The organism is Bremerella sp. P1, assembly GCF_028748185.1.
Classification (GTDB): domain Bacteria; phylum Planctomycetota; class Planctomycetia; order Pirellulales; family Pirellulaceae; genus Bremerella.
On the sequence record NZ_CP118164.1, the window covers coordinates 6,019,793 to 6,031,959 of the forward strand.

Genomic DNA, 12,167 nt, shown 5'->3' on the forward strand with positions numbered 1-12,167 from the left:
TACAGAAAGACATTGTTTTCGTACCATACAAACCACTGCTTCATGCATTTGTTGCGATGGCTTGCGTGCTGTTTGTTCCCTGCCTGGCATTCAGCGCCGAGATTCCCATGGGGGCTGATGGGTTTGCGTCTAACGTTCAGTCATTTGTTGCTACTTACTGCATTCGATGTCACGGCACTGAGAAGCGCAAGGGGGACATGACTCTTCATGACTTGCGGGGTGACTTTAGTACAGAGGCCGACCTGGACCGCTGGGAACAAGTTCTGGAGAAACTTGAAGATGGCCAGATGCCGCCCGAGGACGAGCGGCAACCGACTGATGCTGAGCGAACGGCAATTGTTGATTGGATTGATCGCGAGCTGAAGCATGTTGCGACCGAGTCACCGGGACAAACATCGGCACCAGCGGTGAGACGACTCACCAATTTGGAATATCAAAGCACGATCAGCGATCTGCTCGGGTTTGAATTCGATGTTGCGGACGACTTGCCGGAAGATCCCGAAAAGTTCTATGACTTTCGTAACACAGCTGAACTCATGCGTATCGGTCCCGAGCGATTGGATCGGTACATGGAAATAGCCCGCCGAGCGATGAAGAGTGCGATCGTCGATCTTGAGAAGCCAGAGGTTTTCAAGGTGCGTCGAGAATGGTCGTCCGCTGGGATTGATCGTGGCATGGGGCAGGATGAAGTTGGGATCTGGGGTAATCGTCGTAATTGCGCGTCGGATGGAATTCGATTGAATAATTTCCCTAAGACGGGCCAGTATCGCATACGAATGCAGGCGTCGGCAGTTTTGCCTGATGGGCATTCTGAAGCTCCTCTTAATATCGATATGGGGACGCCTCCTGGCAGAACGCAAACACCTTTCAAGACGGTAGCGACGCTATACCTAACGAATAACCCTGACGACCCTCAGATCTTTGAATTTACCGGTCGAGTGGAGAACCATCCGTACATCACTACCCGCACGGGCAAGGGAGGTAACGGCGGTGAATTGGTCGATCAGATGAGTATCATCCCGCGTCTTATCTTTGACGATGGAACGTTGAATGATGGTTACGGTAACGCGCGTCAACTTGAGTTTCCGCGGGCAGTCATTAACTGGATTGAATTCGAGGCACCCGTTGTTGATGTATGGCCTCCCGAACACCACAAGGCGATCTTGTTTGCCTCGCCCTTGAAGGAAAGCGATCCTGCTGCGTATGTGCGAGAAGTGTTAACACGATTCATGTCACGGGCCTACCGTCGACCGGCAACCGAGAGTGAGGTAGAGCGTTTTTCTAAGATTTACGACCTTGTTCGTGCAAACGTAGAATCCAAAGAGGAAGCGTTTCGTGAGACACTCGCGATGGTGCTTGTGTCACCGCAATTTCTTTATCACAACGAGTGGAGTGTGGATGCCGAGTTCCACCATGCGATGGCTTCTCGCCTTTCATACTTTCTTTGGGCAAGCATGCCAGATCCCCATTTGCTGGAGCTGGCCGCTAACCAAAAACTGGATGATCCAGCAGTGATCCAACAGCAAGTGATCCGAATGCTTGGCGACGAGAAAGCCCACCGCTTTATCGAAGAATTCACTCTGCAATGGCTCAGCATCCGTAAGATGCGGACAGTGCCAATCAATCGAGATCTATTTCCACGATTTTTGTATACGGTCTCAGCGGGCGAAACTGCTGGGACGGAAGTACCCTATCGCCCGACGGTACGCGACTACATGCTCCAAGAAACGGTGGAATTCTTTGGCGAGATGATCGATCGTAATGCAAGTGCAATGGCGGTTGTTGATTCGGACTTTGCCGTTCTGAACGAGCGGCTTGCAGCCCATTACGGTGTTCAAGGAGTTCACGGTATGCAGTTGCGTCCCGTTGATATTGAACCGAAACATCAATTGGGCGGTCTGATGACGCAGGGGTCAGTGCTTATCGGAAATGGTACTGGGACGGCTCCCCATCCTATCTATCGCGCTGTGTGGCTTCGCGAGGCAATTCTTGGGGACGACGTACCTCCCCCGCCATCGGAAGTGCCGGCACTAAGTGAAACTGCTGGCGACTCCGTGGAAAAGGCAATCTCGATTGCCGATCTGCTGGCCAAACATCGCAATACCGAAAGCTGCAATGAATGCCATGTGCGGCTCGATCCATGGGGTATCCCATTCGAGCAATACAACGCAGTTGGCCAGTTTCAGCCAAGGGTTCCCAAAGACGGCGTGAGGGTTCGTCGCTTTGACGAGAAGGTTGATCGTGATCTCAGCGGGTATCGACGTTATCTCGAATCGATCAATGTTGTCGAAGTCGAGGCCACGGCACGCGTGCCAGGTGGCCCAGAAGTCGAGGGCATAGAAGCTTTAAAAGAATTTCTGATCGATGTTCACAAAGAAGAAATCGCCGAGAACATTATTCGTCGGCTCTTGTCTTACGCAGCCGGCAGAAAATTGACATATCGAGACCGATCGACCGTGGAAGCAATTATGTCCGCAACGGAACAAAACTCCTTTGGGACGCGGGACATTCTGATTTCTATCTGTCTGAGTGACATCTTTCGCGAAAAGTACTCTGAGGATGAAGACTAATCATGGCACAGAAGTCTTGGCAGGTTAATCGCCGCGAGCTACTCAAAGGTTGTGGGGTAGCGCTCGCGCTTCCTTGGCTCAATGCAATGAATACCGCAGTAGGAGCCACTGTCGGCGTTGCTCGGGATCTTCCGAAACGGATGGTCGCTACGTACATCTCGTACGGTGTTTACATGCCGGATGGCCCTGCAGGAGTCCCTGGCAAGGATAGCGAAGGTAAGTATAAGCATCATGAGTGGAGTTGGTGGCCGTGTGCCGAACCAGGCCGACTTTCCTTCAACAAGTCGAGCGAGCCATTTCAAGACTTAAAGGATGACATTACCTATTTACGTGGTTTAGACCACAAGGGAGGCTGGCAACTGGGCGGGCACAGCAGTGGCGACGTGTTTCTTACCGGGGCCGACATGGCCGAGATCGAAACGACCAACAATGTCTCGATCGACCAACTAATCGCATTTTATCACGGGCATAACACAAGACATGCTTCGTTGGTAATGGGTACCGAAGGAGGCACAGGTTCATACCTTCGCAGCAAGACGCTGTCGCACCGAGGTCCAGGGAAGGCAATACCATCGCTGCATAAGCCGCAAGAGATATTCAATCGCTTATTCAACCCTTACGGAAATCAAGGTGTTGAGCAGGTGCGGGCAAACTTGAAGCGAGATGCAAGTATCCTCGATCTAATGATGGAACACAGTCGTAGCTTTCGCAATCGGCTTGGTTCTGAGGACCAAGTCAAACTGGATGAATACCTGGAGTCGGTTCGCGAGATTGAGAAACGAGTAGAGCGAACGAGCGAGTGGACTCATAAGCCGCTGCCAGACGTCTCGACGAAAGGTTTGAATCTAGATGTCACCCATAAAGATCCGGAAGAGTACATCAAGTGTATGTACGACTTGATGTACCTGGCGTTTGTGACCGATCAAACTCGGCTGGCAACGTTCATGACCGAGAGTGAACACTCAAGCAGTAGCGAGTTGTGGAATTATGCAAATTACGTGCTCGGCTATAAAGGGGCTACGCACGACATCGCGCACAAACGTCCCGAAGGTTTCTCGGGGCAATGGGATCGATGGCGGGCCTCGAATCACGCTTACTTTCTGAAACGCTTGCGTGATACACCTGAAGCGGATGGCAACATGCTGGATAACACATTGGTGCTTTGGGGGTCGGCCCATCCCCATGCGTCGCATAGCGGTCAGAATTATCCATTGCAATTGGCAGGCGGGAAGAACCTAGGATTCAAGCATGGCTACCTGCATGAATTCGTGGATAGCAAAAAAGTGCCGTTGGCCAACTTGTTTGTCACTATGTTGAATGTAATGGACGTACCTGTCGAGAAATTTGCTGATAGTACGGGCAATTTGAACCAGTTGATAGGTTAGCCCATGTATCAACTTGTAACGAATCTTCTGGTCGTGGCAACGTTGCTTTTGCCAACCGTTGCATTGGGTGAAGAAACGGCGCGTCCCCGGGTTCTCATTCTTGGCGATAGCGTCTCGCAACAGGCAGCATCCGAAGCGGCAAAAGAGTTGAAGGGCCAGGTCGAGGTTGTTTATGCCAAGCCTAAGCATGTCGCGATAGTGAACACCACAACAGCGCTTGCCAATTTGGATTCGCTGTTGGGAGACAAGCCGTGGGATGTGATCCAATTCAACTTTGGCCTCGGAGATTTGATTTATTGTGCTCCTCGAATGAAATCCTTCCGAGTCATGCCGATTCACGCTGGCGGTATCCGCGCAACATCTCCACAAGAGTATGAAGACAATTTGCGAGAGTTCGTCGCCCAATTGAAAGAGACGAATGCCAAATTGATTTGGGCCAACACGACTCCGATCCGTCATTCGACATCGAACGTTTTCAAGTTAGGCTCGGAGATTGAGTACAACATGATTGCCGCGAAAGTTATGAAGGAAGAATCGATCGAGATCAACGACATGTATTCTTATGTTCTCGCATTGATCGATATGGACCGCCCCGCGAGTCACGGAGCGGATCCATTTTTCTTCGACCGCAAGCCGATTCATCCACCCCTAGTCGGTCATATTCGATCTTCACTCAAAGTTGACTGATCAAGAACGAAGCTTGGCCTGACGCCTGCAACGATGGCGAGTCAAGTAAAACACAGTATGACCGTACCATTCATCAGCGTACCGACTACCCAGTAACGGTAGACCTTTTAGAAACGTGAAGAATCAAATATGAAGTCAATCACTCGTGTACTGCTCGTCTTGTGTCTATTGGGAGCCAGTACTCTTTGCGCTGAAGAGAGTTATTTGCCACGAGCGTCGCCGGAATCGCAGGGCGTTTCTTCAGAGGCAATTCGCGAATACATCCTGGCGGCCGATCGTGAAGTCAACTCGATGCACAGCTTCATGCTTGTTCGTCATGGCAAAGTTGTTGCGGAAGCTTGGTGGGCACCTGAGTCGGCCGATAAGCCGCATATTCTTTGGTCGCTTAGCAAAAGCTTCACCTCAACGGCTGTCGGGCTTGCAATCGCTGAGGGGAAGCTCAGCATCGACGATCCTGTGCTGAAGTTCTTTCCCGAGGATGCCCCGGAAAAGGCTTCGGCTAATCTCCGATCAATGCGGGTTCGGGATCTCCTGACGATGAACGCTGGACATCAGGACGAACTGAATTGGCGAGAGCAGACCGATTGGGCGAAAGCGTTCTTGGCCCACCCGGTTCCTCATAAGCCGGGAACCCACTTTCGCTATAACACGCCTGCCACGTATATGCTTTCTGCGATCGTACAAAAGGTGACCGGGCAAACGGTTCTCGACTACCTGACGCCGCGACTATTTGAGCCCTTGGGCATAGAAAAGCCAGTCTGGGAGAACAGCCCTCAAGGAATTTCCATTGGTGGATATGGGCTCTACTTACGGACTGAGGATATCGCGAAGTTTGGCCAACTCTACTTGCAAAAGGGAAATTGGAACGGGAAGCAACTGATTCCAGAATCATGGATCAGCATGGCCACCTCGAAACAAGTTTCTAACGGAAGCAATCCAGACAGCGACTGGGATCAGGGCTATGGTTTCCAGTTCTGGCGTTGCCGACATGGAGCTTTTCGCGGTGATGGAAAAGATGGCCAATTCTGTATCGTTCTGCCGGAACAAGATGCAGTCGTGGCCATTACCGCTCACACCGGCAACATGCAGGCAGAATTGAACGTGGTTTGGGACAAACTGCTGCCAGCATTTCACGACAAGGCTCTTCCGGAAGCCCCAACTTCCAAGGAGGCTCTGGATGCGACGATTACCGAGTTGAAATCGTCGCGATAGCCGCCGCTCGACAACGCTACTTAGCCCCATGGCTGGCGGTAATGGTGTTGCTGTAGTAGTTCATTGGCCGCTTGATCGTTTACAACGGTCTCGGTTTTCGCATCCCATTTCAGAGCACGCCCAAGGGCCTGCGAGACATAGGCAAGATGTCCTGGCGTAATCGAGCGATGTCCCGTCTCGGCCGGGCAAATACACGGGCGACGAGTACGAACGCTACTCAAGAAATTGTGCATGTGATTGTCCGAGGCATAAGCCTTTTCCGAGCCCGGGTCGAATTTGGCTTCGATCCAAGTCGGCTGAGATGCCTCAATTCTTCCGCGCGTAGCGAACACCCAGCCCTTGTCACCGATTAGTCGCAGGCCCAGTCTGTTGCGGCTCGAAATCGAGCTTTTAGCGCCGCCTTCGTATTCGCATTCAATTTCATACTGGTGTGGCGTGTTATAGACATCGGTGTCTGGGAATGTCCAACCGACCGCCTCTACTTTTACGGGACCCGATTGGTCCAAATCAAGCGCCCAGTGAGCGATGTCGTTATGATGGCCAATCCAGTCCATCAATACTCCTCCGCCATAAGCCCGGTGGCCACGCCACCAGCGATGGTGCCGGGCCCGCATGTATGGAAGCATCGGGGAAGGGCCACACCAGAAATCGTAATCAAGATGCTCTGGCGGCTTCGCAACCGTCGGATCGCCTTGTGGATTGTCATATCCAGGTGGCAATCCGACTTCGATCGAATGAATCTTGCCTAGATGCCCGTTGCGAACCAGTTCGACCGCACGGCGAAAACGCCAATCGCTTCGCTGTTGGCTGCCAGTCTGGAAGATCGCCTCTTGCTTGGCGACTTCGCGGTAAACGGTTTGCCCTTCATGGAAAGTATGGGTGACTGGCTTCTCGCAGTAGACGTCCTTGCCACCACGCAGTGCCTCAAGCGTACATAATGCATGCCAATGGTCCGGCGTCGCAACAACAACCGCGTCGATATCATCCCGGTTACAGATGTCGCGGAAGTCACGGGTGGTGGAAACGCCGGTCTTGGAGCCCGACTTCTGATCGATATATTCTTGCCCGGCCTTAAGCCCAAACTCCCTGCCTTTACCCCACGTCTGATCTCGGTAGTGCATCGTGTCGACATCACAAACGGCAACGATCTGAGCGTCGCTTGAACCGAGTAGATCATCCAGCAAGTTGAATCCCCTTGAGCCCAGGCCTACCACGCCAACTGTGATCCGTTCGCTTGGAGCGGCCTTCGCGGGAGAGGAAAGGATTGTCGGTGCTGCCGCTGCGACCGCGCCGGCAGCGAGAAACTTGCGGCGTGTCAATCGGAAAGTCGAGTTGGGCATGGGGGTATTCCTTGAGTTGGATGAATGGGGAGGGGGCTGGAAAAGTAGGATTGCGGGGGTGGCGTCAATCCCATCGCACCTTTCTCGTGGGGCAAAAAAAGTTTAGTCGAAAGGATCACACGACGAGGCTAACGGAACGTTTTATAGAATCCTGCCGGCAGATGATTGACTTTTTTTGAAATCGAAATAATATCTTAGGCAGTTCACTCGTTGCCCGCAAGGAAATTTGGATGCAGGCCGTTAAAACTAAACAGCGCGCGATTGCAGAAGCGGAATCCGAGTTGATTCGTCTGGTTCGTCAGACCGAGTCCGTCTCACGCGTCGAACTAGCGCGTCAGTTGAGTTTGGCCCCATCGACGGTAGGCCTTTATGTCGATCGACTCGTGAGTGAAGGATTCCTTCAGGAAGGGCGAAAGGTCGCTAGCAGCGCAGGACGTCCCCCAACCATACTCGAGCTCAATCCAGAAGCAGGGCATTTCATTGGGGTCGACTTTGAGGCATCGCAAATCGCGATCACATCGGTCGATTTCTCTCAACAGGTGCTCCAGCAAGAGGTCGTTCGCATTCTCGCATCCGACTCGGCCGCGCAGGTGGTCAAGAAGATCGAAACGGGCATCGAAGCAATCAAAAATGGCAGTCAACTGCTAGGAATCGGCATCGGTGTGCCTGGTGTTGTCGATCACCAGCTGGGTGAGGCCGTTCACTATGAACATATCACTGGATGGCAGCATATCCCTTTGGTCGAGCACTTCTCACAACAGTTCGACGTACCTGTCTATATCGAAAACAATATCCGTGCTATGGCACTGGCTGAGCAGTGGTTTGGTTCTGCTCGTGGGGTGAGTGATTTCGTTTGTTTGGGAATTCGTAGTGGTATTGGCGCGGGAGTCGTAATCGACGGGCGGCTTCATACCGGGCAGAACGGTCTCGCAGGCGAAATCGGGAACTGGCCGTGCGAACGTCTTGAAGACGACTCGCGAGAGCTTGTTCCGCTGGAACGCATCGCTTCGGTTTGGGCGATTCTTGATCAACTGGCCGCACGCATGGCTGCCGGGGAAAAGACTGCGTTGTCGCTGAAACGGAACCGTGTCGTCCTGGAGGACATGCTTGCCGCCGCTGAGAAGCAGGAGCCGTTAGTTCTCGATGTTTTACAGTCTGCAGCCAGTGCTGTCGGACGCGTAATCGCGCAGATCAGCCTGTTACTAAACCCCGAAAAGATCATTGTAGCCGGGCCATTGGCTAAGTTGACAGATGCGTTCCTCGAGCCAATCCGTCAGGTTGTCTATCCCCTGTCCAATACGAAGCATGCCAGGGCTCCTCGAATTGTGGCTTCTGAATTCGGCATGCATGGAGGGGCGCTCGGGGCTGCCGCATTGGCCGTCCATCAGTGGAAGCCATTGCGCTAACGGTTTATTCCTTTCATTCCCGCAAGACAAACGGAACCTAGTTTTCAGGAACTCCCACCATGACCGATCCACGGTTGAACGTCTCGCCCATCAGTGTGCCCAATCAACAGTCGTATGATGGAGAAGTATTTCCATTAGTTCTGCAGTGTGACGCCAAGTCAGCGACGCTGGAAGACGCTGTTAATTGGGCCAAGGAGAACCATGTTGACTTGTTACGACAGGGGCAGACGCATGGGGCGATCCTTTTTCGTGGCTTTCCGTTGAGCGAACCGGAAGATTTCGATCGTTTCATTGCCACATTCGACATTGAGAACTTTCCCTACGAGGTATCTCTCTCCAACGCCGTTCGGACAAACTTTACAGAACGCGTGTTCTCGGCCAACGAGGCTCCTTCGACGGTGAACATCTATTTGCATCACGAGATGGCGCAAACGCCTATTTTCCCCAGCAAGCTGTTCTTCTGCTGCTGGCAGGCCGCCGAAGAGGGAGGTGCCACGCCACTGTGCCGCTCCGATGTTTTGTTCGAGCGGATTCAAGAGCGTTTTCCTCAGTTCGCCTATGACTGCGAAACGAAAGGGTTGAAATACACAAACGTAATGCCCGCCGCGAACGATGCATCTTCTGGGATGGGGCGTAGTTGGCAAAGCACGTTTCGGGTCGAAACGCAAGAAGAAGCTCAAGCTCGCATGGCTGAGTATGGGTACACATGGGAATGGATGGAGGATGGCAGCCTTCGCGCAACCACGCCTGTATTGCCGGCAGTCCGCGAAGTATCACCGGGCCGCAAAGTCTTCTTCAATCAATTAATTGCGGCCTTCTGTGGTTGGAAGGACAGTCGAAATGATCCTTCCAAGTCGATCACATTCGGCGACGGGCAACCGCTCGATCGGGACACGGTAATGGAAGTTGCCAAAATGGCGGACCAACTGACGTTCGACCTTGCTTGGCAAGACGGTGATATCGCGTTGGTAGATAACTTCCTGGTGATGCACGGTCGCCGAACATTCCAAGGCCCACGAAAAATTCTGGCCTCGCTGCTCGAGATGGGACAGCACGCCCACGCGACATAACTCGTAAATCCTCAAGTTTGAAAACTCGCATTGTGACCACGCTGGTCGATACGAAAGATAGGACAACTCATGACATCATCACCCGTACGTTTTGGCGTGATTGGATTCGGCGCCTGGGGCAAGTGTCACGCCGGGGCGATCAACAATACTGAAGGTGCCGAAGTCGCCGCCATCGCCGCGAAGTCAGAAAAGACTTGTGCGGAAGGTCGCGAAATGTATCCCAATGCATCGGTGTACCGCGATTATCGCGACTTGCTGGCCCGGGACGATATTGAAGTGGTCCATGTGGTCATACCGAGCTATCTGCACTTTGAGATCGCGAAAGCGGTATTGGAATCGGGCAAGCATCTGCTGCTGGAAAAGCCGATGTGCCTGAATATCGCCGACTGCCAGGCTTTGAATCAGTTGGCAAAAGACAAGAATCTTCTACTGGCAGTTGGGCACGAACTGCGGCTATCATCACTATGGTCAAGAGTTAAGCAAGAGATCGACGCAGGAGCAATCGGCGAGCCACAATATGCATTGGTGGAGTTATCTCGCAAACCCTATCGCCTGGGAGCCGATGGCTGGCGTTACGATATCGACCGTGTGGGTAACTGGATTTTGGAAGAGCCGATCCATTTCTTCGATTTGGCTCGTTGGTATCTGAGTTCTGCCGGCAAGCCGACTTCGTTATACGCCACAGCCAATTCTCGCCAGGCAGGTCATCCCGAACTACAAGACAACTTTAGCGCGATTGTCAACTTTGATGGAGGAAAATACGCGGTCGTATCGCAGTCCCTGTCGATGTTCGAGCATCACCAGACCGCAAAGGTCGCCGGGACAGAAGGGTCCTTGTGGGCTAGTTGGAGTGGTGCCATGGATCGGACGCGTCACCCTAGTTTCTTTCTCAAGGCCTCCAACGGTGAAACCGTTCGAGATATTCAGATCGATAAGATCACCGGCGAAATCTTTGAACTCGAAGACCAGGTCGCTATGCTGCTGGAGGCCATCCGCGGTGACAAGCCGTTGTCGACAACGGCGGAAGATGGTATGTGGTCCGTGGCCATGTGCTTGGCTGCCCAAAAGTCCGTTGAATCGTGGCAACCAGTTGCCATGACCGACATCCTTTAGATAGCTTCCCTAACTCGTTCTTCCTTCCACATACATGTCCTTCCTTAATCCTCATCTCGTCTAAACAAGTGAAATGAAGCCATGGACTCTCCTTCTCAACCAGCGCGACCATGGTATCACGAAGTAACGCGTTACCAATGGTTGGTCCTGATCATTGCCTCAGCGGGTTGGGTGTTTGATGTTTATGAAGGGCAGATCTTCAACATCACTCGCAACCAGATGTTGAACGACATCGTCCCGCAGGCCGGGGCAAACGTGAAGTGGTACGGAGACTTCTTTCTGGCCATCTTCCTGTTCGGCGGAACGGTCGGGGGACTACTAGCTGGCACATTGGCAGATCGCTTCGGCCGGCGACCTATCATGATTGCGACGATCCTCGCATACTCTGTGTTTTCCGGTTTGACGTTTTTCGCTACGGAACTCTGGCATGTTGCCATCTTGCGATTCCTGGTTGCCGTGGGTGTGGGTGGCGAATGGGCGGTTGCCGCTAGTTTGGTCGCGGAGGTCTTTCCACCGAAGGCGAGGGCCCAGGCGTCCGGCATCTTCCATGCGACAAGCATCCTGGGGACGTGGCTCGCGGCGCTCGCCGGTTTGGCCGTTGGAGCGAATTGGCAATATGCTTACCTCGTGGGTATTCTGCCTGCGCTTTTGATCGTGTGGGTCCGTTCTTCGGTTCAGGAACCGGAGCGATGGCAAAAGACGAAGGATGCAGCGAAGTCTTCTGCTGGGCCTGAAAAGCTAGGCAGCTTTAAGCAATTGCTGTTGGCCAATCCATGGAGTTTTCGCGCTTTCATGGGAATGGGCCTTGCTGCGGTTGGGCTGGGGACGTTCTGGGCAGTGACGGTTTCCGGGCAAGATCTCATGCGCGAGTTATTACTACGAAACGATGTTTCTCCAGAAGGGGCGGCACAACAGGCCAAGTTTGCTTATGGAATTGTTCAAGCGACGGGAGGGGGCATCGGGCTGCTTTCGTTTGGACCTCTGTCCGCGAGATTCGGTCGTAAGCCAACATTCATCTTCTTTCAACTTGCGGCTTTGGCTATCGTGCCAGCGGTCTGCTTTTTGCCACAGACCTATTGGCAACTTTTGTTTCTCTTGCCGTTGTTTGGATTCTTCACACTAGGAATTCATGCAGGCTATGCGATTTACTTTCCAGAACTGTTTCCGACGCACCTTCGTGCCACGGGTACGAGCTTTTGTTTCAACGGCGGGAGAGTCGTCGCCGTTCCCGTATTGCTGGCGGCCGGCACGCTAAAGTCGGAAATCGATTTGAGAATAGCGGTTAGTTTACTAGCTCTACTCTTCCTAGTGGGGGTGGTGATAATGCTGTTCTTGCCGGAAACTAAAGGCCAGGAATTGCCTGAATAGATTTGCTTCCCGGAAA

The 12,167-nt window shown here is 52.8% G+C and carries 9 protein-coding genes; 8 read left to right on the top strand and 1 reads right to left on the bottom strand.

Annotated features, from left to right (window positions below):
* Positions 1 to 65 precede the first annotated feature (65 nt).
* The 4 genes from PSR63_RS24515 (at position 66) to PSR63_RS24530 (ending at position 5,854) form a co-directional block, all read left to right on the top strand.
* The gene (locus PSR63_RS24515) at positions 66 to 2,570 is read left to right on the top strand and encodes a DUF1592 domain-containing protein (RefSeq protein ID WP_274328464.1); all 2,505 of its coding nucleotides are present in this window, start codon (positions 66 to 68) and stop codon (positions 2,568 to 2,570) included.
* Positions 2,571 to 2,572: 2 nt separating this feature from the next.
* On the top strand, positions 2,573 to 3,955 hold the full coding sequence (locus tag PSR63_RS24520; protein ID WP_274328466.1) for a DUF1552 domain-containing protein: 1,383 nt from the start codon (positions 2,573 to 2,575) through the stop codon (positions 3,953 to 3,955).
* Positions 3,956 to 3,958: 3 nt separating this feature from the next.
* Entirely contained in the window at positions 3,959 to 4,642 is a 684-nt protein-coding gene (locus PSR63_RS24525) for an SGNH/GDSL hydrolase family protein (protein WP_274328468.1), read from the top strand.
* A 129-nt stretch (positions 4,643 to 4,771) separates the two neighbouring features.
* Positions 4,772 to 5,854 (top strand): serine hydrolase domain-containing protein, encoded by a 1,083-nt coding sequence (locus PSR63_RS24530; RefSeq protein ID WP_274328470.1) that lies wholly within the window; start codon positions 4,772 to 4,774, stop codon positions 5,852 to 5,854.
* Positions 5,855 to 5,874: 20 nt separating this feature from the next.
* Here PSR63_RS24530 and PSR63_RS24535 read toward each other — a convergent pair whose 3' ends face one another.
* The gene (locus PSR63_RS24535; RefSeq protein ID WP_274328472.1) at positions 5,875 to 7,194 is read right to left on the bottom strand and encodes a Gfo/Idh/MocA family protein; all 1,320 of its coding nucleotides are present in this window, start codon (positions 7,192 to 7,194) and stop codon (positions 5,875 to 5,877) included.
* 230 nt (positions 7,195 to 7,424) lie between these two features.
* Here PSR63_RS24535 and PSR63_RS24540 point away from each other — a divergent pair, with 230 nt between their 5' ends.
* From PSR63_RS24540 to PSR63_RS24555, 4 genes are all read left to right on the top strand, one after another.
* The gene (locus tag PSR63_RS24540) at positions 7,425 to 8,600 is read left to right on the top strand and encodes an ROK family transcriptional regulator (protein ID WP_274328474.1); all 1,176 of its coding nucleotides are present in this window, start codon (positions 7,425 to 7,427) and stop codon (positions 8,598 to 8,600) included.
* Positions 8,601 to 8,659: 59 nt separating this feature from the next.
* Complete coding sequence (locus PSR63_RS24545) at positions 8,660 to 9,670, top strand: TauD/TfdA family dioxygenase (RefSeq protein WP_274328476.1); 1,011 nt, start codon at positions 8,660 to 8,662, stop codon at positions 9,668 to 9,670.
* Between the two features lie 69 nt (positions 9,671 to 9,739).
* Positions 9,740 to 10,783 carry a Gfo/Idh/MocA family protein gene (locus PSR63_RS24550; protein WP_274328478.1) on the top strand — a complete coding sequence of 348 codons (1,044 nt, stop codon included), beginning with the start codon at positions 9,740 to 9,742 and terminating at the stop codon, positions 10,781 to 10,783.
* Between the two features lie 81 nt (positions 10,784 to 10,864).
* A complete protein-coding gene (locus PSR63_RS24555) occupies positions 10,865 to 12,151 on the top strand; it encodes an MFS transporter (protein ID WP_274328480.1) in 1,287 nt (428 codons plus the stop codon).
* Positions 12,152 to 12,167: the final 16 nt, after the last annotated feature.